Source organism: Polynucleobacter necessarius (assembly GCF_900095195.1).
GTDB lineage: Bacteria > Pseudomonadota > Gammaproteobacteria > Burkholderiales > Burkholderiaceae > Polynucleobacter > Polynucleobacter necessarius_G.
Genome location: NZ_LT606950.1, coordinates 155586 through 178138, shown reverse-complemented (window position 1 = coordinate 178138; position 22553 = coordinate 155586). Strand labels below are relative to the sequence as shown.

20 protein-coding genes and 2 pseudogenes are annotated in these 22553 nt (G+C 47.1%); 6 read left to right on the top strand and 16 right to left on the bottom strand.

Features of this window, described 5'->3' with window-relative positions; translation table 11 throughout:
• Window positions 1-11: 11 nt before the first annotated feature.
• From hemL to BQ1619_RS00940, 10 genes are all read right to left on the bottom strand, one after another.
• The gene (gene hemL / locus BQ1619_RS00985) at window positions 12-1307 is read right to left on the bottom strand and encodes a glutamate-1-semialdehyde 2,1-aminomutase (protein WP_114661714.1); all 1296 of its coding nucleotides are present in this window, start codon (window positions 1305-1307) and stop codon (window positions 12-14) included.
• A 44-nt stretch (window positions 1308-1351) separates the two neighbouring features.
• Complete coding sequence (locus tag BQ1619_RS00980) at window positions 1352-1525, bottom strand: rubredoxin (RefSeq protein ID WP_114661712.1); 174 nt, start codon at window positions 1523-1525, stop codon at window positions 1352-1354.
• A gap of 40 nt (window positions 1526-1565) precedes the next feature.
• On the bottom strand, window positions 1566-3032 hold the full coding sequence (locus BQ1619_RS00975; protein WP_114661710.1) for a THUMP domain-containing class I SAM-dependent RNA methyltransferase: 1467 nt from the start codon (window positions 3030-3032) through the stop codon (window positions 1566-1568).
• 54 nt (window positions 3033-3086) lie between these two features.
• On the bottom strand, window positions 3087-3512 hold the full coding sequence (locus BQ1619_RS00970; RefSeq protein WP_114661708.1) for a CopD family protein: 426 nt from the start codon (window positions 3510-3512) through the stop codon (window positions 3087-3089).
• 39 nt (window positions 3513-3551) lie between these two features.
• Window positions 3552-4829, bottom strand: coding sequence for a glutamate-5-semialdehyde dehydrogenase (locus tag BQ1619_RS00965; RefSeq protein ID WP_114661706.1), 1278 nt, complete (start codon window positions 4827-4829; stop codon window positions 3552-3554).
• Window positions 4830-4862: 33 nt separating this feature from the next.
• Window positions 4863-5924 (bottom strand): DNA polymerase III subunit delta, encoded by a 1062-nt coding sequence (gene holA, locus BQ1619_RS00960; protein WP_114661704.1) that lies wholly within the window; start codon window positions 5922-5924, stop codon window positions 4863-4865.
• Between the two features lie 35 nt (window positions 5925-5959).
• The gene (locus BQ1619_RS00955) at window positions 5960-6487 is read right to left on the bottom strand and encodes an LPS-assembly lipoprotein LptE (protein WP_114661702.1); all 528 of its coding nucleotides are present in this window, start codon (window positions 6485-6487) and stop codon (window positions 5960-5962) included.
• Between the two features lie 32 nt (window positions 6488-6519).
• Window positions 6520-9189 carry a leucine--tRNA ligase gene (gene leuS, locus BQ1619_RS00950; RefSeq protein WP_114661700.1) on the bottom strand — a complete coding sequence of 890 codons (2670 nt, stop codon included), beginning with the start codon at window positions 9187-9189 and terminating at the stop codon, window positions 6520-6522.
• A 46-nt stretch (window positions 9190-9235) separates the two neighbouring features.
• Window positions 9236-10036, bottom strand: coding sequence for a 4-hydroxy-tetrahydrodipicolinate reductase (dapB, locus tag BQ1619_RS00945; RefSeq protein ID WP_114663459.1), 801 nt, complete (start codon window positions 10034-10036; stop codon window positions 9236-9238).
• Window positions 10037-10105: 69 nt separating this feature from the next.
• Window positions 10106-10681, bottom strand: a complete 576-nt coding sequence (locus BQ1619_RS00940) for an outer membrane protein assembly factor BamE (RefSeq protein WP_231968397.1) — start codon at window positions 10679-10681, stop codon at window positions 10106-10108.
• A gap of 205 nt (window positions 10682-10886) precedes the next feature.
• Between BQ1619_RS00940 and fur the strand changes: the two genes are divergently transcribed.
• Complete coding sequence (gene fur, locus BQ1619_RS00935; RefSeq protein ID WP_174222110.1) at window positions 10887-11336, top strand: ferric iron uptake transcriptional regulator; 450 nt, start codon at window positions 10887-10889, stop codon at window positions 11334-11336.
• A gap of 122 nt (window positions 11337-11458) precedes the next feature.
• On the opposite strand, the gene gap is transcribed toward fur, so the two are convergent.
• Both gap and tkt read right to left on the bottom strand, forming a co-directional pair.
• Window positions 11459-12487, bottom strand: coding sequence for a type I glyceraldehyde-3-phosphate dehydrogenase (gap, locus tag BQ1619_RS00930; RefSeq protein ID WP_114661696.1), 1029 nt, complete (start codon window positions 12485-12487; stop codon window positions 11459-11461).
• A gap of 49 nt (window positions 12488-12536) precedes the next feature.
• The gene (tkt, locus tag BQ1619_RS00925) at window positions 12537-14531 is read right to left on the bottom strand and encodes a transketolase (RefSeq protein WP_114661695.1); all 1995 of its coding nucleotides are present in this window, start codon (window positions 14529-14531) and stop codon (window positions 12537-12539) included.
• A gap of 44 nt (window positions 14532-14575) precedes the next feature.
• On the opposite strand from tkt, the gene BQ1619_RS00920 reads away from it, so the two are divergent.
• Complete coding sequence (locus BQ1619_RS00920) at window positions 14576-15346, top strand: 16S rRNA (uracil(1498)-N(3))-methyltransferase (RefSeq protein ID WP_114661694.1); 771 nt, start codon at window positions 14576-14578, stop codon at window positions 15344-15346.
• Window positions 15347-15378: 32 nt separating this feature from the next.
• Here BQ1619_RS00920 and BQ1619_RS09430 read toward each other — a convergent pair.
• The 3 genes and pseudogenes from BQ1619_RS09430 to BQ1619_RS00910 form a co-directional block, all read right to left on the bottom strand.
• Window positions 15379-15759 (bottom strand): annotated as a pseudogene (locus BQ1619_RS09430) (barstar family protein); the annotation flags it as partial.
• Between the two features lie 62 nt (window positions 15760-15821).
• Window positions 15822-15998: a hypothetical protein gene (locus BQ1619_RS09425; protein ID WP_231968395.1), complete on the bottom strand. Its 177-nt coding sequence runs from the start codon at window positions 15996-15998 to the stop codon at window positions 15822-15824.
• A 129-nt stretch (window positions 15999-16127) separates the two neighbouring features.
• Window positions 16128-18449 (bottom strand): NADP-dependent malic enzyme, encoded by a 2322-nt coding sequence (locus BQ1619_RS00910; protein WP_114661693.1) that lies wholly within the window; start codon window positions 18447-18449, stop codon window positions 16128-16130.
• 129 nt (window positions 18450-18578) lie between these two features.
• Between BQ1619_RS00910 and thiL the strand changes: the two are divergent.
• The 3 genes and pseudogenes from thiL (at window position 18579) to BQ1619_RS00895 (ending at window position 20649) form a co-directional block, all read left to right on the top strand.
• Window positions 18579-19586, top strand: a pseudogene (gene thiL / locus BQ1619_RS10550) (thiamine-phosphate kinase).
• Between the two features lie 23 nt (window positions 19587-19609).
• Entirely contained in the window at window positions 19610-20146 is a 537-nt protein-coding gene (locus tag BQ1619_RS00900; RefSeq protein ID WP_231968393.1) for a phosphatidylglycerophosphatase A family protein, read from the top strand.
• 8 nt (window positions 20147-20154) lie between these two features.
• Window positions 20155-20649, top strand: a complete 495-nt coding sequence (locus tag BQ1619_RS00895) for a CinA family protein (RefSeq protein WP_114661691.1) — start codon at window positions 20155-20157, stop codon at window positions 20647-20649.
• Between the two features lie 21 nt (window positions 20650-20670).
• Here the strand turns inward: BQ1619_RS00895 and corA are convergent, their stop codons facing one another.
• Window positions 20671-21636: a magnesium/cobalt transporter CorA gene (corA, locus tag BQ1619_RS00890; protein WP_114661690.1), complete on the bottom strand. Its 966-nt coding sequence runs from the start codon at window positions 21634-21636 to the stop codon at window positions 20671-20673.
• 73 nt (window positions 21637-21709) lie between these two features.
• On the opposite strand from corA, the gene pyrF reads away from it, so the two are divergent.
• Entirely contained in the window at window positions 21710-22549 is an 840-nt protein-coding gene (gene pyrF / locus BQ1619_RS00885) for an orotidine-5'-phosphate decarboxylase (protein ID WP_114661688.1), read from the top strand.
• Window positions 22550-22553 lie beyond the last annotated feature (4 nt).

Here is a 22553-nt window from a genome sequence, read left to right as displayed (position 1 = left end):
CAGAGTCGTCATTACTTAAGTTTCTGAAAAGCTTTTTCAGCCGCAGCAACAATAGCTGCAATAACTTCATTATTGTGAGCAATGGATGTAAATCCCGTTTCATAAGCTGATGGTGCAAGGTATACGCCCTCATCTAGCATCAAGTGAAAAAACTTTTTAAACGCATCAATGTCGGTTTTGGTGACAGCTTCATATGAAGTGGGTACGTCTTTTGCGAAATAAAAACCAAACATACCGCCAACACTATCAACCGCAAAAGGAATATTGGCTTGATCGGCCATTTTCTTTAAGCCCGTCATGAGCTTTTGGGTTTGGCTTGTCAAACACTCATAAAAACCCTCTCTGGAAATAATCTCTAGAGTTTTTAAACCAGCAGCAACTGCAACAGGATTACCAGACAGGGTACCTGCTTGATAAACATTTCCCAAGGGAGTCAACTTGGACATGATCTCCTTTTTGCCGCCAAAGGCTGCCATCGGCATGCCACCACCCATCACCTTTCCAAGACAGGTTAGGTCGGGAGTAACCCCTTGCAATGATTGAGCGCCACCCAATGCAATCCGAAATCCCGTCATCACCTCGTCGTAGATGAGAACACTGCCATATTGGGTCGTGAGATTACGAATGGATTTCAAAAAATCACTAGATGGCTGAATGAGGTTCATATTGCCAGCTATCGGCTCCAGAATAATCCCAGCAATTTGATTGCCTTGCTTTTTGAATACATCCTCAATCGCCTGCACATCGTTATAAGGCAAAACGAGTGTATGTTTTACAAAATCCTGCGGAACGCCACCAGAAGATGGTGCATTTTGAGTTGAATCTGCAAACGTTAAAAGACCTGATCCGGCTTTGACTAGCAGGCTATCCGCATGGCCGTGATAGCAGCCTTCAAATTTAATAATGACATCACGGCCAGTATAACCGCGGGCCAGACGCAGAGCGCTCATCGTGGCTTCCGTACCACTGGAGACCATTCGCACTTGCTCAATACTGGGCATCAGAGCGCAAATACGCTCCGCTAATTCGATCTCTCCAGCGGTAGGTGCGCCATAACTGAAACTTGTTGCAGCAGCCTTTTGTACAGCCTCGACAACTTCCGGGTTTGCATGACCAACAATCATTGGGCCCCAAGACATAATTAAGTCAATGTAGCGTTTGTTGTCGGCATCCCAGAAATAAGGGCCTTGAGCTTTTGTGACAAAACGCGGTGTGCCGCCCACTTGACGAAAAGCGCGCACGGGGGAGTTTACCCCCCCAGGAATTGTTCTTTGCGCACGCTCAAATAAAACGTCGTTTTGACTCACTTTTACCTCGTTCGTTTGATGCGATTCAATAGCAAACTCTCTTGCTATTGAATCGCCATCATCTCAAAATCGTCCTTACGAGCACCGCACTCTGGACAGGTCCAGTTCATCGGCACATCTTTCCATAAGGTGCCTGGCGCAATGCCTTCATCCGGAAGTCCTGCAGCCTCGTCGTACACCCAACCGCAAATTAAACACATGTATGTTTTAAATTCCATTACATTGATCTCCGTTCCATTTTTTCTATTTTAAAGCGCATTAGTCATTTAGCTCATCATTTGAATGATTGACTGATGGGCGCTTTTGATGCATCTCAAGCTTAAATAAACGACACTCTAGTGGTCCATTAAATAATGGGGTACGTTTTGACTCTTTGATGCGCAATTGGCCTGGTAATGCCATATCTGCAGTCAGTACAAATACATTCCAACCACCAAAGGTTTCTTTTAGATGCTGACCAAATTGGCGCAAGAACTCTACAAACTTGGGATCTTGCTCTTCTTGCGCCTGCAGCTTTTTTAGGGATTCGCGGCTAGAACGTTTGGCGCTTTGACGACCAGTTTCAAGATTAAGTTCAAAACGATTTTCAGCGCCTTCAGATTTGAAACCTTCATCACGAGAATTCCGATCTTGCCCGCGACCGCCCTTAATTACCAAACGCTCACCGTAAGGTGGGTTGAGTAACATCACACCGTTCTTGCTATTTACCGGTGGTTTGCTTGCCATAGCATCAATTTGGCGTGCAACCGGTTGGTCTGGTAATTGAGCCCTCTGCCAATTTCCCTTAAACATGGAAACCAGTTCTTCATTAATGTCGCCGCCACTAATTTCCAGAGATTCAGTATTCGGATACAACTTGCGTCGCTCAAGCACTTCATTCAATGCTGATTCTTTTAAAGCGCTCCAGCGTTTCTGCTCAGCAACCTCATTGAATGGTTTTAGTCTTTGAAATCCGAAACCCTGTGCTGAAGTGACAAGTGGACGGTATGCCAATCTACTGGGCTTGGCTCCATCACCATATATTCCCGCCCGAATAGCGCCAGGAGGAATAACTAGAGCCATTTGTGCAGCCTCAATCAAAAAGGTTCCACTACCGCACATGGGATCAAACAAAGTCTGCCCTGGCTTCCAGCCTGTAATCAACAGAATACCAGCGGCTAAATTTTCCCTCAAAGGCGCATCACCCTTTTCATCGCGCCAACCCCGTTTAAAGAGAGCCTCTCCTGAAGTATCAAGATATATCGTGATGTGGGTGGCCGTTAAATGCGCCTGCACGCGAACATCTGGGAAAGTCGTATCGATGCTAGGTCTATCGCCAGTGACATCACGCAATCGATCAACAATCGCATCCTTAATTTTGAGGGTTGCAAAATTTAGACTCTTAAGAGGTGAGCGGTGCGCGGTAACATCGACTCGCAATGTTTGCTTAGAGGTAAACCAATCCTCCCAGGCTAAACCGCTAGCCAGCTTATATAAATCCTCTTCCTGCCGATAGGGTGACTGCGCCATTTGCAACAACACGCGACTGGCAATTCTGGAATGTAGATTCAAAGCCATAGCGGCCGACAGGGGAGCTGCCAATCCAATACCGCCTGTGGGGCTCGTTGGTGTTGGATCGATCACCCACTTACCCAGTGCCCTGGAATCTGGGCGATGCGCAATTTCTGCAAGCTCCTGAGCCAACGGCACTTCTAGGCCGCCAGGGCAAACTACAAAAAATCGCATAGGGCTAACAGTCTTAAATTAAATGGTGAAAAAATAAAAATGAGAAGCGGGTATTTAAGGCTTAAAAATCACTAGAGCCACGATTACAAACAGCAATATGACTGGCACCTCATTAAACCAGCGATACCAAACTCCACTCTTGGTATTCATACCCGCACGAAATTTTTTTAATAAGCTATAACAGGCGTGGTGATGGCCAATCACCAAAACAACAAACCATAATTTCGCATGCATCCAGGTATCACCCATGCCGATACCAAAAACTACCCAAAGGGTGAGACCAAGAAGAACGGCGGGCACAGCCAGAATGGTCATAAAGCGAAACAGCCGATCCGCCATCCCGAGGAGGCGCGCATATGCTTCGGGATTTTTCTCATCCGCCAGGTTCACATAAATCCTAGGCAAATAAAACAATCCAGCAAACCAAGAGGTCACCAACACAATGTGCAAGGTTTTCACCCAAAGGTAAGCGTTTGTCATAGTCTATTTCAGGTTAATCAATGTTATTCGCAAAGGATCTTAAGTCCGAATTTCGCCATGACCCATGACCACATATTTCAACGACGTTAATCCATCCAAACCGACTGGACCACGCGCGTGGAGTTTGTCATTCGAGATACCAATCTCAGCACCCAAGCCATACTCAAAGCCGTCGGCAAAGCGAGTGCTGGCATTGACCATAACACTCGCACTATCAACCTCACGCAAGAACCGGTCAGCCTGTGTTTTGTTATTAGTAATGATGGCATCCGTATGTTTACTACCGTAACGCTCAATATGATTCATGGCTTTATCCATGTCAGCCACAGTTTTAATTGACAGAATAGGCGCCAAATATTCGGTTTGCCAATCTTCTTCAGTGGCATCAACCAAATTCTGAAAACCTGCAGACTCTAGGGTTGATCGTGTCGAAGAATCAACCCGTAACTCTACTCCTTTGTCTTGATAAATTTTGCAAAGATCTGGCAATACTTTAGATGCAATCTTCTGATTGACTAAAAGCGTCTCCATGGCATTGCATGGGGCATAACGTTGCGTCTTGGCGTTATCGCACACCTTAATGGCCATCGCGATATCCGCATCTGCATCAATATAAGTATGGCAAATACCATCTAAATGCTTAATCATGGGTACGCGCGCTTCAGCCATTAAACGCGCTATGAGACCCTTACCGCCACGAGGAACGATTACATCAATATATTGCGTCATCGTGATCATTTCACCGACAGCGCTTCGATCGGTCGTGGTCACTACCTGTACTGCATCCTTGGGCAACCCTGCCGCGCTAAGCCCTTCTTGAATAATTTGAGCCAACAAGGTGTTGGAATCAATCGCCTCCGAGCCACCACGCAATATCACTGCATTCCCGGACTTTAAGCACAATGCGGCGGCATCAATGGTCACATTTGGACGAGATTCATAAATGATGCCAATCACCCCCAATGGAACACGCATCTGGCCAATCTCAATGCCCGAAGCCTGCCTTTTCAATGCGCTGATTTTTCCAATAGGATCCTCTAATGAAACAATTTGCTCTAAACCGAGCGCCATGGTTTCAATAGTCTTTGGTGTCATTGTCAAGCGATCTACAAAAGCGGCATCTTGGCCATTTGCTCTAGCTCGCTCAACATCAACGGCATTGACTTTTTCAATTTCGCTCGCTTTTTGTCGAACGAGTTTTGCAATGTGAAGTAAGGCCTGATTCTTTTGCTCGCTCGATGCACGTGCCATAGCACGCGAAGCACTGCGAGCTCGCTGGCCAATGTTTTGCATCAATGCTTGAATTTCTGTACTCATTAACGTTATCTCTTTTACTTCTGAATTCTTAGGTTACCGCAATAAATTTCCAACCAAACGTAAACCATCCCAAGGGTCGGCTGGCAAATCCGCCGCAGCCAACCCCTTCACTTGACGATCGAGGCCTGCAGCAACTTGCATTGCGCGACGCAACTTCAGCGGCTGAACCCGTCTCAGCGCCATTGGGTACAGACGCTCTTTGTTGCCCCAAATGCGATTTGCACGCATAAGTTGTTGCACCGATCCTCCCGCATCATTAGCCACCTTGAGTTTAGATAGCAGCCTAAGCTCCTCAGTCACGCTCCACAGAATTAGCACCAATGGCTCACCCTCTCCCTTTAAGCCATCCAACATTCGATTTAACCGAGACAAATCACCCGCCAACATCGCTTCCGTCAATTCAAAGACGTTATAGCGGGCCACTTTCAGGATGGAAGACCGTATCTGCTTTTCTGTTAATACTCCTTGGGGATATAACAGGCCCAATTTCAAAATTTCTTGATGTGCAGCAATCAGATTTCCCTCTATCTGATCCGCAATAAATTCCAACGCTCGCTGACCTTCGCTTCCAGATTCAACCTCTTGATGTTGAGCCTTCAAGCGAGTCGCAATCCATCTTGGCAAATGACTGCGATCAATCGAATCAATCTGAATGGCCATACCAACAGCATCTAAAGCACTAAACCAAGCAGATGATTTTGTCTTACCATCCAAGCGAGGAAGCACAATACACACTACGGCATCTGGACCATCCGAAGAGTTAGTCTGTGATTCAATCTGATTTGCAAATTGTTTTAAAGCATCAGCGCCGTCGCGACCAGGCTTACCTGTTGGAATACGTAACTCCACCCAACGCTTATCACCAAACAGGGACATGGTTTGACCCGCACTTAGCAGAGCACTCCAGTCAAAACCACGCTCTTGTAGCAGCACCTCACGCTCAGTGAAGCCCAGCTTCTTGGCGGCTAAGCGCAATTGATCCATAGCCTCCATCATGAGGAGCGGCTCATCCCCAGTAAATACATAAAGCGGAAGCATTACGCCTCCTGAGCCCAAGGATTTTAGATGGGTTAGCAAGGCGTCAACTTTAACCATGCGGGTCTCTGCCTATGTATCTTTCTGGTTGTGCTTTAAAACGACTTGCTTCGCGGTGCTTTTGCAGCAGCAGATACGCGACGCAAAATCTGCACAGTCAAATCTTTGCGCATCAATGACAAAAATTGCTGTTGCTGAACGTCTGTTGCCAACGCGGTGGTATTCGAAAAGTCTATATCACGTGTCATGTAAATTTCGCTATCTGGAACAATTTCAGCCCCGGAAAGATCGTATGCTCGAAAACCCACGCAAATGTTTAGGCGGTAGGCAGACGCTTGACCTGCTGCGTTATAAGCCAGAATCTCACGACCAGTAATTTCATTGGTGATCTCCAAAATAAGATCAGCATCTTTGGGATTAATAGCAACATTGACATCGGTCCCTTGCAAAATCGAAGTTTGTCGATCTCTTCGCAACGGTGGCGATGGATTTCCGGTAATCGCAATTGCTGTGAAAGGCAAATCCATCATGCCGCGCATCCGATAGCCGCAAGCAAATAGACCGACGACAGGCGCGCCAGCCAATAAACCAATGATTGCACGCCGAAGTGGATTTGCGCTCATATTCTCAGTTTCTCAAAAATATCTATCGTGGGCTATGCAACGATATTCACCAAACGTCCAGGCACTACGATGACTTTTTTAGGGGCGGCACCATTGAGCGCTCTGACCGCAGGCTCACTTTGCAGTGTCACAGCTTCAATTTGCTCCTTGCTGGCATCAGCAGGCACCTTGATATCACCGCGTAACTTGCCGTTAATTTGTAGCATGAGAGTGATTTCCGCCTGAATCAGCGCGCTTTCATCCACAGAAGGCCAAACTGCATCTAGTAGAGGCCCAAAAGATTGGGTATACCCCATATCTTTCCAGAGGACATGCGTTAAATGTGGAACCACTGGATAAAGAATGCGCAGGAGGATGCTCAAGCACTCTCGTGGTACTGCTGGGCGAATAGCAGAGCTTTGGTCCAACTTAATCGGCTCAAGCACATTCAGCATCTTCATCGCTGCTGAAACTACGGTGTTGTACTGACGACGTTGATAGTCAAAATTGGCTTGCTTCAAAATGAAATGCACTTCGCGGCGCAATTCTTTTTCTGCATCATTGAGGTCACCGGGAAGAGCATCCTGCACATCCCGAATAATATTCGCTTGACTGTTGGAATGCATCCAGACACGTCGCAAGAAACGTGAGGCGCCATCAACACCAGCGCCAGACCACTCCAACTGCTGCTCTGGTGGCGCTGCAAACATCAAAAATAAACGGGCGGTATCGGCGCCATAATGATCAATTAGGGCCTGCGGATCAACGCCATTATTCCTGCTCTTGGACATCTTCTCAACACCGCCAATAACGACTGGGGTCGAGGTGCCATCCTTTAACTTCGCACCTTGAGGGCGTCCCTTTTCATTAAGATCCAACTCCACATCAGCAGGATTGAGCCAATTTTTCTTGCCTGAGGCATCTTCCGAATAATAGGTCTCATTAAGTACCATGCCTTGCGTCAACAGATTTTGAAAAGGCTCATCAAAAGTGATTAGATTCAGATCGCGCATCACCTTGGTCCAGAAGCGCGCATAAAGCAAATGCAAAATCGCATGCTCAATACCGCCAATGTATTGATCCATCGGCATCCAGTAAGCATTTCGCTCATCGACCATGGTCTTGGCATTTGGGCCGGTGTAGCGCATGAAATACCATGATGAGTCTACAAAGGTATCCATCGTATCCGTCTCGCGCCTTGCTGGCTTACCGCATTTTGGACATTTCACATTTAAGAAATCTGCGCGCTTGTTGAGTGGGTTGCCACTACCATCTGGTACGCAATCTTCTGGCAGTACCACTGGTAAGTCCGCCTCGGGCACAGGTACTGCACCACAGCCCGGATTGGACTCATTACCACAATGAATGATTGGAATCGGCGTACCCCAATAACGTTGACGAGAAATGCCCCAATCACGCAAGCGGTAGGTCGTCTTGATTTCTCCAATACTCATCTTCTCGAGGTCTTTGGCTACTGCACTTGCCGCCTCTTCATGTGATAGACCGTCATATTTGCCACTATTAAAACAAACAATATCTTCTTTTTGAGCGTACCAATCTTCCCAGCGAGTTGCATTGAACATCGGTGATTCACTCTTTAGGGCAATGACTTGTGTAATCGGTAGCTCATATTTCAGGGCAAAGGCAAAATCACGCTCGTCATGCGCTGGCACACCCATCACCGCACCATCGCCGTAGGACATCAACACGTAGTTTCCAACCCATACTGGCACCGGCCCATTTGTTAGCGGATGTGTTACGTAGAGACCAGTAAACATCCCTTCTTTTTCTTGAGTTGCCAGATCAGCTTCAATTACGCTTCCTGTTTTGCATTTCTCAATAAATGCTGCCAAAGCCGAATTATTCGCAGCAGCTTTCGTTGCCAATGGATGCTCAGCCGCTACCGCGCAAAATGTCACGCCCATAATAGTGTCAGCGCGGGTCGTAAGGACATACAACAATCCATCTTGAATAAAGTTGCCGTGATCATCCGCAATTTCATGCTTAAACGCAAAGCGAACGCCGCGACTTTTTCCGATCCAATTTTGCTGCATGGTCTTAACGCGCTCTGGCCAACCTAAACCATCCAAGCCTGAAAGCAACTGCTCAGCGTATGCAGTGATGTTGAAGTAGTAGCCGGGTATCTCCCGTTTTTCTACTAATGCACCTGAGCGCCAACCACGGCCATCAATCACCTGTTCATTTGCTAAAACAGTCTGATCGATTGGATCCCAATTCACTACTTGAGTCTTACGATATGCAATTCCTTTTTCTAGCATCTTCAAAAAGAGCCATTGATTCCAACGGTAGTAGTCAGGACCACACGTAGCAACTTCCCGGGACCAGTCAATGGCTAAACCCATCGCCGCCATTTGCTTTTTCATATAGGCGATGTTGTCGTAAGTCCATTTTGCTGGCGGCACTTTGTTTTGGATCGCCGCATTTTCAGCGGGCATTCCAAATGCGTCCCAACCCATCGGCATTAAGACGTTATAGCCCTGCATTCGCAGTTGACGCGCCATCACATCATTGATCGTATAATTGCGCACGTGGCCCATATGCAACTTCCCAGATGGATAAGGGAGCATCGAGCATGCGTAATATTTTGGCTTTTTCTTGCCGTCAGCACTAACGGTGTTTTCAGTTACTTGATAGACTTGCGCACTTTCCCAGTCAGCTTGCGCCACCGCTTCAATACTGCGGTAGTCGTAATCCTTACTCATTAAAACAACTCTTTTCTTTTATTTTTAATAATCGTTTTAGATATCACTATTGACGAAGGCCTAAGACATCTTGCATGTCATATAGTCCTGTACTTTTACTTTTCAGAAAGCGAGCGGCGCGCAATGATCCTTGCGCATACGACTGACGACTTGAGGACTTATGGCTAATTTCAATGCGCTCGCCATCGCCTGCAAAGAGTACGGTGTGATCGCCAACAATATCGCCACCACGAATCGTTGCAAACCCAATCGAGCCCTCTTTGCGCTCGCCAGCATGACCCTCGCGTGCATACACAGCAACGTCATCTAATTTTTTGTTCAGAGCGTCTGCGATCACTTCGCCCATTTTCAACGCAGTGCCAGATGGTGCGTCTACCTTATGGCGATGATGTGCCTCAATAATCTCAATGTCATAACCTTGATTAAGCATCTTGGCAGCAATCTCGAGTAATTTGAATGTGGCGCTCACACCAACACTCATATTCGGAGCAAAAACAATCGCCAGCTTTGCGGAAGCCTTCTTTAAATTCGCAATTTGCTCAGGGCTTAGTCCAGTAGTACCAATAATCATCTTGGTACCGGTTTGTTCAGCCACAGCCAAATGCGCCATAGTCCCCTCTGGTCTTGTGAAATCAATCAGAAACTCAGCATTCGCTAAAACTGACCCAATGTCAGAAGAAATTAGTACGCCGGTTTTTTTACCTAAAAAAGCCTCAGCATCTTCACCAAGTTGGGGACAAGTTGCACGCTCCAAAGCGCCGACAAGCTCAGCGCCTGCTGTATTTAAAACAGCCTCAATTAACATCTTGCCCATACGGCCTGTAGCGCCAGAAATTGCTATCTTCATCATGAGTCTCTTCGCTTTGACTTAAAGTTTCTGGAGACGCTCAACATTTTTGAACGTCAATTTCATTTTCTATTGCTTCGCTTCTGATGGTGGAACGGTATTAGCAGAGCCAGGACCCAAAGGCTCGGGCTGCACTACCTGACCATCACCAGACTTCGAAAAACTAAAGTAATCCCAAAACAAGCCTTTGCTTTCAGCAGGCACCGGTGGTACAGCTGCTCCTTTAGGCAGGTTATCCGTTGGACTTGGTACGAGCAACTCTGGTTGTTGCAGCGGTGGCGTAACTGGTGGTTTATTTGAACCGGTGACAACATCCCAGAAAGAACGTTTTGTTTTGGCGTAATTGTCAATCTCAGCAACCAGCTCAACACCCGTCGGCAGCGCGTCGCCCTCAAACCTCACTACTTTGTCACCTTCAAAGAATATGGTCACATGGCGTTCTTTGCTAACACGCTGTCCGGCGCGCTTAAATTCAAAAACATAATCCCAGCGATTGGCATGAAAGTAGCTAGCAAGAAGTGGGGTGCCTAATATTTGGCGCACTTGCTCACGAGACATCCCTAACTGCAGCTTGGCATATTGTTCGCTCGAAATGAAGTTTCCCTGCACCACATCAGGAACATAGGGTTTGAATACTTTATTCATCCAAGCGCGCTGAGTATCATCAACCGCTGATGTGCACCCCCCAATTGCAAGCAAACCCACCAAGAAAATTGCCAAAATCCCGCTTCTAGAAAGTAAGGCTCTCCGCTTTAAAAGCGGAGAAAGTAAACAATTGGAAAGTTCAAGGCAAATTTGCATGGCTGGCCGTATCATTAAGACATTGATTTTAGCTCGCAAAGCCATGACGATGAACCAAAACCCCACCCCCGAGAATCTGCGCGATATTGGTCTAAAAGCCACTGGGCCGCGTATGCGAATCCTAGACTTTTTCCACCAAAATGGTGGCACTCACTTTAGCGCCGAAGATGTCTTTATGGCTTTGGCCAAGGATGATCAAGAAATCGGCCTAGCCACGGTCTATCGGGTTCTAACCCAATTTGAGCAGGCCGGCCTGCTACTGAGAAGCCATTTTGAATCCAGCAAAGGCGATAGCCGAGCAATTTACGAGCTCAACGAGGGGCGCCATCATGATCACCTGGTTTGCTTGGACTGCGGGCACGTCGAAGAATTTGTGGATGAGGCCATTGAAAAACGGCAACGGGATATTGCGAAAAATCTCGAATTCAAACTGCAAGAGCACTCTCTAGCGATGTACGGACATTGTCAAAAGAAAAACTGTCGTAATAAGCAAAAATAAGCGAATTTCTGGAATTTGGGCTGTTTTTCAGCATAAAGATGTGAAAAGAGACCTCTATTTGAGGTCTCTTTTCATTTTTTGACTTCTTTTAACAACAGAAGGCGTAATTTAAAGACGTTTAATTACTTTACTGCCATCAATGCTTCTGCTGCATTGAGCATTTGAACGGAATAACCCCATTCATTGTCATACCAGGCCAATACCTTAACCAACTTACCGTCCGCAGAGACGCGGGTTTGAGAGGCATCATAAATACTTGGGCGAGGATCATGATTGAAGTCGATTGAAACCAATGGCAGCGTATTGAATCCCAAAATGCCTTTGAGCTCGCCTTCGCTGGCAGTTTTCAAAATGGCATTCACTTCATCTACGCTGGTAGCACGACTAGCCGCGAAAGTCAGATCAACAACGGAAACATTAATTACCGGAACACGCATCGCAAATCCATCAAAGCGCCCTGCCAATGCTGACAATACCAAACCGACCGCTTTTGCCGCACCGGTCTTCGTTGGAATCATGCTCGAAACAGCAGAACGCGCGCGACGCATATCCTTGTGATACACATCAGTCAACACCTGATCATTGGTAAACGCATGGATAGTGGTCATCAAACCAGATTCAATACCAATTTTTTCGAGCAATGGCTTAACCAATGGAGCCAAACAGTTGGTGGTGCAGCTTGCGTTTGAGACAACGACATCACTTGGCTTGAGAACGTTTTGGTTAACGCCATACACAATTGTGGCATCCACATCCTTTTCACCAGGAGCAGAGATCAATACCTTCTTTGCCCCCTGCTGAATATGAATCATGGCCTTTTCTTTCGAAGTGAACTTACCAGTACATTCAAGAACTAAATCAACGCCCAATTCGCCCCAAGGAGTTTCTGCAGGGTTGCGAGTCGAAAACATTTTGATGCGATCACCATTGACCACCATGCAATCTCCATCAACCGAAACTTCAGCCGGAAAGCAACCGTGGGCAGAGTCATACTGGGTTAAATGGGCGTTAATGGCAATGTCACCCATTGCATTGATGGCAACAATCTTGATATCACGACGCAGCTTGCCATTGACTTGATCTTCGTACAAAGCACGCAATACCATGCGACCAATACGCCCATAACCATTTATTGCGACACGAATTGTCATTACCTCCCCCTTACTAATATTGAATTCATTTGTGTTGGATTAATTGGCATTACTTTTTTGCAATGCATTGTTGAACCGTCTTTGCAATTTGATCGACTGTTAGACCAAAATATTCATATAGTTGGCCCGCAGGCGCTGATTCACCAAAGGTGTCTACACCATGTACAGCAGCGCATCCATATTTCCACCAAAAATCACTTACGCCAGCCTCTATTGCAATGCGCGGAATATTGGCAGGCAATACTTTGGCTTTGTAGGAAGCATCTTGCTGATCGAATACCGTAGTTGAAGGCATTGATACCACGCGAATGCCCAATCCCTTGACCTCTAATTGCTGGGCCGTTTGTAATGCCAGAGCGATTTCAGAACCCGTAGCAATGATGACTGCATCAACTTTGCCAGACTGTGGGTCTTTTAAAACATAGCCGCCACGAGCAATGTCCTTAATTTGTTGATTGTTGCGTGGAACAAATGGGCAATTTTGACGGCTGAAAATTAACGCGCTAGGACCATTCTTGCGTTCAATCGCGGCACCCCAAGCAACAGCGCTCTCGGTTGTATCGCAAGGGCGCCAAACCATCAGATTGGGAATTAGGCGCAAACTGGCTACATGCTCAACCGATTGATGCGTTGGCCCGTCTTCACCCAAACCAATCGAGTCATGGGTGAAAACAAAAATGCTGCGCAATTTCATTAGTGCAGCCATACGAATGGCGTTGCGGCTGTAGTCAGAGAATGTTAAGAATGTCCCGCCAAAGGGAATGTAGCCACCATGCAAGGCAATACCATTCATGATGGCGCTCATACCAAACTCACGCACACCATAGTTAATGTGATTACCCCACCGATCACCACGCACGGGCTTGCATGCTGACCAATTGGTCAAGTTCGAGCCCGTTAAGTCTGCTGAACCCCCCATAAATTCTGGCAACGCTGGCGCTAATGCTTCGATTGCATTCTGACTTGCTTTGCGCGTAGCGACTGTTTCAGCTTTAGATTGGCAAGTTTTTAAATACGCATTTAATGTCTTAGTGAAATCGGCAGACAAATCTCCCTGCATGCGACGCTGTAATTCTGCTGCAAGCTCTGGAAATTTGTTTTTGTATTTCTGGAAATCTTTATTCCACTCGTGCTCAGGCGATTGACCGCGCTTCTTAAAATCCCAAGCAGCATAAATATCTTTCGGAATTTCAAAAGGAGCGTAGGGCCAATTTAAAGCTACACGTGTAGCAGCAATTTCAGTTGCGCCCAATGGTGAACCATGCACCTTATCAGTACCCGCCATATTCGGAGAGCCTTGACCAATCGCGGTCTTGCAACAAATCAGAGTAGGTTTATCGCTCTTCTTGGCCTTAGCGATTGCAGCGGAAACCGCTTCAGCATCATGACCATCAACGTCACGAATTACATTCCAGCCATATGCTTCAAAGCGCTTTGGAGTGTCTTCATTAAACCAAGAAACAACTTTTCCGTCGATGGAAATACCGTTGTCATCCCAAAGTGCGATTAGCTTATTGAGCTTTAATGTTCCCGCCAATGAGCAGACTTCATGACTAATGCCCTCCATCAAACAACCATCACCTAAAAACACATAGGTGTAGTGATCAATAATGTTGTGACCAGGGCGATTAAATTCTTCTGCTAATAATTTTTCTGCTAGCGCCATGCCAACGGCATTCGAAATCCCCTGACCCAATGGGCCCGTTGTCGTTTCTACGCCGGGTGTAATTCCGTACTCAGGATGGCCTGGAGTTTTGCTATGCAATTGACGGAAATTTTTTAACTCCTCAATAGGCAAGTCATATCCAGAAAGATGCAGCAACGAATACAACAGCATCGATCCATGGCCATTTGATAACACAAAACGATCGCGATCAATCCAATGGGGATCGGTCGGATTGTGTTTTAAGTGCTCATTCCATAATCCAACAGCAATATCGGCCATTCCCATCGGCATACCAGGGTGTCCTGAATTTGCCTGCTGAACTGCATCCATGGATAAGGCGCGAATGGCGTTGGCCATGCGAATTTGAAGGTTTGACATCGTAAAAATGGTCTCTGGAAAAATAAATTGGCTATATTTCAGTAATGCCTCAATTTTATCTTCCCGGACCATGGGAATCCCAAAAGCCAACCCCCCTCACCCCTGAGGTAGCCCATCATCTACGTGTCCGGCGCATTCAAGTCGGCGAGTCCTTTCCCGTATTTGATGGAAAAGGGTTGGTAGCCAGCGCCGAACTCCTCGCCCTGACTGGGAAAAGTGGGGTTGCTCAGCTTAGTGATATTCATATGGACACTCGTCGCGAGACTCCATATGCGATCACTTTGGCCCAAGGTTTGGCAGGGGGCGACAAAATGGATTGGATTGTGGAAAAAGCGGTTGAAACGGGAACCCAAATCATTGCCCCCATGCAGTGTGAACGCTCCATCCTAAAACTCACCCGTTCAAGTGAACACGATCGCGCCCAAAAACGATTGAGCCATTGGCAAGGAATCATGCAAGCTGCATGCGAGCAATGCGACCGGACAGTGTTACCAAAACTGGAACCCATCGTCACCTTTGTAGAATATTTAAAAGCTGGCAATGACGGCACAAAACCCACACTCAAATTATTGTTGAGTCCAGACGCCACTAAAAGCATGTATTCCGTGCTAATGGAAAATGACCCACAGGATACCGTCCTGATGATCGGCCCAGAGGGTGGTCATTCACCCGACGAAGAGACTCAGGCGCAAGCAGCCGGCTATCAACTCGTTCTCATGGGCGAACGGGTCTTGCGCACTGAAACTGCTGGCATAGCGGCCATCACTGCGGTCCACAGCATATGGAATCCTGAAATGCAAAATCGCCTCAAATAGAGGCGATTTCAGGGTTTGCAGGCGATTGCTGATTATGCGAACGAGTAGAACACACGATACGGTGTGCGACGCTCAGCCCAATAATCCACCGCGTCACGGAAAACATCTAACAATGTTTCACGAGCTTCTTTGTCAAATTTTTGTGTGCAAGGCAAACCTTCAAGCACAACCACAAATCCGGGTTGTTGACCCGCTTTGTCGGTAGTGGTTGTCAAAGCATCCAACAGAGGATCAAAGTTTTTGGCTTGTTGCTTTGTGAAGGAATAAGCAATTGCAATTGCCTCGAGAACTTCACCCTTAGTCATCGCATTTGTGCAATTGGCATAAATGAAATGCTGACCGAGTTCAGTTGCGGCTTCCTGTAAATCTGGGATACGGAAAGCACGAATCGATTGCACGATGTTAGTGCGCACACTGCGCAACATAGCCGGCGGTCCGGCATCACGAACGGCCAAAGCGGCACGCCAAGAAACTGTCACTTTTTTCCCGAAGCTTGATTTGCTGCATAGGTTTGTAAACGAGATAAACCACCCTGAGCGTAAATATTGGCAGCGGACGATTCGGTTTCTAGACGATCACTGCTATCCCAACTTTCAGCACGGCTATGTTCTTCGAAGCTGGCTGTACTACTGTTTCCAGAGCGATTATTCATGATGGGTACTAGGTTACCCGTAACACGCCATCAAATCAAGCCCAAATACCAGGGTTTTTCTATAAGTTATGATTTATATGGTATTAATTTATGTAAGTCATTGCTAACTTACATAAATTCTTTGAGAATTTACGAGATGCCTCTGGCGTTACTTGCCGCCTCAACAACCGCCAATGTTGTCACATTCACAATCCTGCGCACAGTGGCTGCGGGGGTCAGAATGTGGATTGGTTTAGCCACTCCTAACAATAATGGTCCAATCGTAATACCATTACCGGCGGCTACTTTCAGCAAGTTGTAAGAGATATTCGCTGCATCGATATTCGGTAGCACCAGCAAGTTTGCACTCCCTTTTAATGGGGATGATGTGACGGTGCCAGAGCGGATGGTTTCGTCCAACGCACTGTCGCCATGCATCTCGCCATCCACTTCTAAGGTTGGATCGGTTTCTTGTAGCAGTGCCAACACTTCACGCATCTTTACAGCAGATGATGCATTGTTAGAGCCAAAGTTAGAGTGCGATAAAAGTGCTACTTTTGGAGCTAAACCCAATTTACGCATTTCACTTGCAGCCATTAAGGTCAATTCTGCTAATTCGCATGCGCTCGGATCAACATTGATGTGGGTATCCACCAAGAAAACTTGACGACCTGGCAAAATTAAGCCGGACATTGCGCCATAGACATTTGCTCCAGGCTCGCGCCCAATGACCTCATCAACGTACTTGAGATGGGTAGAAAGATTGCCAACGGTTCCCGAGATCATGCCGTCAGCCATGCCTTTTTTAATCAGCAGGCTACCGATCAAACTGTTGCGACGACGTACTTCCAACTTCGCAAAAGACTGGGTAACACCCTTACGCTCTGTAAGACCCAGATAGGTTTGCCAGAAATCGCGGAAACGATCATCTTTTTCAGGGTTCGCGATCTCAAAGTCATCGCCAGACTTCATGCGAAGGCCAAACTTCTCAATGCGATGCTCGATGACGGTAGGACGACCAATCAAAATTGGGGTCGCTAAATTTTCATCGATGATGATCTGAACTGCACGCAATACACGCCCATCTTCACCCTCAGCAAAGACAATTCGTTTTTGATTCGCAGGAACACGCTTCGCAATACTAAAGAGCGGCTTCATCAAGGTACCTGAGTGGTACACAAACTGTTGCAACTGATTTCGATAAGCATCGAAATCTTTGATGGGACGAGAGGCTACGCCATCATCCATCGCCGCTTTTGCAACCGCTGGCGCGATCACGGCAATCAAGCAGGGATCAAATGGTTTTGGAATTAAGTACTCTGGACCAAATGACAAGTTCTCAATGCCATATACAGATGCTACGACTTCACTCTGCTCAGCCTGTGCCAGCTCAGCAACAGCTTTCACGGCGGCCACTTCCATGCCGCGCGTAATGGTGGTTGCGCCAACATCCAACGCACCACGAAAAATGAATGGGAAACACAGTACGTTATTGACTTGATTGGGGTAATCCGTGCGACCCGTTGCCATTACAGCATCAGGGCGAACCGCCTTAACTTCCTCTGGAAGAATTTCTGGGGTGGGATTTGCTAAGGCATAAATCAATGGCTTATCAGCCATTTTCTTCACCATGTCTTGCTTAAGAACACCGCCAGCAGATAGTCCCAGGAAAATATCGGCACCAGCAATCACTTCATCCAATGTGCGCAAATTGGTCTCTTGGCAGAACGGTTCCTTCTCTGGATCCATCAGCTCTTTGCGACCCTTGTAAGCAACTCCTGCTAAGTCAGTGACCCAGATATTTTTTCGTTGGATGCCCAGATCCACCAAAAGATCCAAACAAGCTAAGGCAGCTGCACCAGCACCAGAAGTGACCAGCTTGACATCTTCAACCTTTTTACCGACTACCTTAAGGCCATTTAGGATGGCTGCGGCCACCACAATCGCAGTGCCGTGCTGATCATCATGAAAGACGGGGATCTTCATGCGCGCTTGTAGCTTGCGCTCCACTACGAAACAATCTGGGGCCTTAATATCTTCCAAATTGATGCCACCAAATGTCGGCTCAAGAGCGGCGATGATTTCAACTAATTTATCGGGATCACTCTCATTGACCTCGATATCAAAAACATCAATGCCTGCAAACTTTTTAAAAAGTACTGCTTTGCCTTCCATCACCGGCTTACTGGCCAATGGCCCAATATTTCCTAAGCCGAGAACCGCCGTACCGTTGGTAATCACACCAACTAAATTTCCTTTGGCAGTGTACTTAAATGCGTTCGCAGGATCTTTCACAATCTCTTCACACGGAGCCGCAACTCCAGGTGTGTAGGCAAGAGCAAGATCGCGCTGATTGGTTAACTGCTTAGTAGGAGCAATCTCAATTTTCCCGGGGACCAGCAATTCGTGATACTGAAGCGCAGCCTCTCTTAAGGCGGCGATTTGCTGTTCTTTACTATTGACTTTACTCATCTACCGGCTCACTAAATCGTGTTGGGTGTTGTCTATTGTTTTATCTATTTTTAGTACTCGGCAATGCTTATTCAGCCTTTCATTCTATTCCTCTCTCTCGCTGAACTCTCAAGAGCCATAAAATGGGGCATGCATTCTGAATCAAACCCATTGGGTGAATTCGATCTGATTGAACGTTATTTCAAAATGGGAAGCATTTCGGCCAACTCATCCCTCAGCTTAGGGATTGGCGACGACTGCGCCCTGATCAAACCCTTTCCCGATGAAGAAATCGCCATTACTAGCGATTCGCTGGTAGAAAACCGGCATTTCTTTGCTGGCAGCGATCCAGAGCAGTTGGGTCGCAAAGCACGTGCCGTCAATCTGTCCGACCTTGCTGCAATCGGCGCAAAACCCCTTGGCTTTACCTTAGCAATCGTTTTACCAGCAGTAGATACGCAGTGGCTGACTGGCTTTCCAAAGGGTACTGGCTATGGCCCATGAATATTCATGCCCATTGATAGGGGGCGACACCACTGCAGGGCCGCTCACGATCTCGATTACCGCCATCGGGAGCGCCCCCCAAAAAGCCCTTTTCAGATCATGGGCAAAAATTGGGGATGACATTTGGGTATCCGGCACCGTTGGCGATGCCAGACTCGCTCTTGCTGCACTGCGTCATGAAATTCATCTTTCCAGGCAAGATCTTGAGTCGATCGCTCATCGCATGCATCAACCAACCCCCAGGGTTGAGCTTGGTATCCACTAAGAGGGATTGCTAACGCAGCACTCGACATTTCCGATGGATTACTTGGCGATCTCAAGCATATTCTCAAACAATCGAAAGTAGACGCGCAAATTTTTTTGAATGCGCTGCCCATATCCCCGACATTGCAAAAGCATTCAACCGAAATTCAAAATCAGTTTGCTGCGAGTGGTGGCAATGATTACGAGTTGTGTTTCACTGCCGCCAAAAATCAGCACACAACGATTGAACAAATTAGCAAATCTTTGAACATCCCCATCACTTGTATTGGCCAGATTCATGCCATGGAAAAAACATCTCCCCAAGTGCACATCGTCGGCAGAGATGGCGTAACACTGGGTGACAAAGAAACTACTGCTCTTCTCAAATCATTTGATCACTTCTCTATATGAAGAGCACTAGTTCATCCGCCATCATGCCTAACTTTAAATGGATGGTGCAACGGCCAAGTCGCATCCTCGCGTTTGGTTTTGGAAGTGGTCTTAGCCCCATGGCGCCTGGCACGGCAGGCACCCTTTGGGCGTGGGCAATCTTCTTGATAGCTCAACATTTCCTAAGCATGAACTCCGCACTGTGGGCTATTGGAGCTGGGGCGTTACTGGGTTGCTGGATTTGCGGACTAGTCAGCGAGGAGTTGGGCAAAAAAGATTTTGGCGGTATTGTTTGGGATGAAATGATTGCTTTTTGGTTAGTACTCATTTTCATCATGCCAGCGAGTATTTGGATGCAGTCATGGGCTTTTGGATTGTTTCGATTTTTTGATGCTGTGAAGCCTGGTCCAATTGGGTGGATTGATCGTTATTTTAAAAAACAAGAAGATGACAAAGCGCAGTCAAGCTTCTCGCAAATGCTGTGGCGAGGATTTGGCATCATGATTGATGATGTTGCTGCCGCTATATTGACCCTCTTTGGTTTAGCGCTCACTCAGATAGCAATCGCTCACCTTGCTTGAATTTCACCATGCACATCCTCGACACTGTTAAAACCCTCGCCGAAATCTTGCTGGCCAAAGATTGGAAAATGGCTGCCGCTGAATCTTGCACAGGCGGTATAGTCTGCGCCTCACTGACCGAATTAGCCGGTTCAAGTGAGTGGTTTGAGCGTGGCTACATCACCTACAGCAATCAAGCAAAAGAAGAATGTCTGGGAGTCCCATCAACACTGATTGAATCGCATGGAGCTGTCAGCGAGCAGGTTGCCAAGGCCATGGCAGAGGGCGCTCTGAGTCATTCTGGAGCAAATACTGCTATTGCGATCACCGGAACCGCTGGACCTACCGGCGGATCAAAAAACAAACCCATCGGAACCGTTTGCTTTGGCTGGGCCATTCAAAATGATGCTGGCGAGAACCGTGTTCTGACAAAAACGGTATTTTTTAACGGGGATCGCCAATCGATTCGGGAGCAAGCCCGCCTTTATATTTTGAGCGAATTCGCGAAACTGCTCGAAGACTAGAGAGCAATCCTGCTTACTTCGTTATTTCATCCATCCTTTGTGATGGAAGTACCAGAGTGGAATGATTGCGGAAACAATCATGGCGCCAATCGCCATTGGGTAACCCCAAGCAGCATCTAACTCTGGCATATGTTTGTAATTCATACCCCACACACTTGCCAACAAGGTAGGCGGCATTAAGGCCACCGATACCACCGAGAAGATCTTGATGATTTTCGATTGGTTCAAGTTAATAAAACCAACGGTTGCATCCATCAAGAAGTTGATCTTATCGAATAAGAATGCCGTATGGTTTTCTAGAGAGTCAATGTCTCGCAAAATTTGACGTGCTTCCTCTTGTTGCTCATCTGACAACAATTTGCTGCGCATGAGGAAGGATAAGGCTCTGCGGGTATCCATCACATTGCGACGAATACGGCCATTGGTATCTTCTTCTTTGGCAATTGTCTCGAGAACTTGCTCAGCATCGGCGTCATTGATGTCATCTTGCAAAACGCGTTTCCCTGCCTGCTCGAGGTTTTCATAAACCTCCTCCAAAGCATCAGCTGAGTACTCTGCATCTGTGGAGTACAAATCCAGCAACACATCTTTAGCATTACTAACAGAACCTGGACGCAAACGCGCGCGCAAACGCACCAAGCGGAAAACCGGTAAATCCTCGTCATAGATTGAGAAGAGCACTTGCTTGGTCAGCACAAACGCTACGCGTACGTTGCGCGATATCTCTTCTTCATCCAATAGAAAATCAGTACGAATGTGGAGATGACCATCATCCGCCTCAAAATACCGAGCGGAAGCCTCTAAGTCACCCAAGTCATCCAACTCAGGTAAAAGAACGCCAAATGCCTCTTTAATCCAAATCAGCTCTTCTTCCTCTGGATCAACCACGTCAATCCAGATAGGATTAGCGTATTGCAATAATTCATTGCGATTTTCCACTTGCTCTTGGGAGAGGCGGCCATTTTGCAGGACGAACAAGTTGATCATGGTGAACTCCTAAGGAATGTGCGCTAGTTTAGCCTATAGATCGTGACAAAATCACTAAAATAAGCCAACTCGAATGAGTTCTCGCTCAAATACCTTTTACCAGCAACTCCAGTCCGCATGGGCTTCCCAAGGGAGCATGCTGTGCGTGGGATTTGACCCGGACCCCAAGCGCTTGCCTACCCCCCCGCAAGGAAAACCAGAGGGAATTTTTGAGTTCTGCCGAGAGATCGCAGATGCCACGGCCGATTTGGTGTGCGCCTTCAAACCCCAGTTTGCCTATTTTGCCTCTCAAAGAGCAGAGGCTCAGCTTGAAAAGTTGATCGCGCACCTGAAAGATAAGCACCCACACATTCCAGTCATACTGGACTCCAAGCGCGGAGATATTGGCAGTACTGCCGATCACTACGCTTTGGAAGCGTTTGAGCGCTACGGTGCCGATGCCATCACCGTAAATCCCTACATGGGATTTGACACCATTGAGCCTTATCTCAAACACCATGGCAAGGGCGTGATTGTTTTATGTCGCACCTCCAACCCAGGCGGCTCGGATTTACAGTTCTTAAATGTTTCACCTAATGGCGAACCATTGTACCTCCATATTGCCAAACTGGCAGCAACCCAATGGAATCGGTCTGGTCAAATTGGTCTCGTTGTTGGTGCAACCTTCCCCGAAGAAATTTCCAAAGTACGCACTATTGTTGGAGAGATGCCCCTCCTTATTCCAGGAATTGGCGCCCAAGATGGCGACATTGAGGCCACGGTAAAAGCCGGCAGCATCCCTGGTAAACCCGGCACAGGAATGATCATTAATTCTTCAAGAGCGATTTTGTATGCCAGCACAGGAAATGATTTCGCACAGGCCGCAAGACAAGTAGCGCTAGCAACACGTGATGCCCTAAGGGCAGCAAGCTAAATAC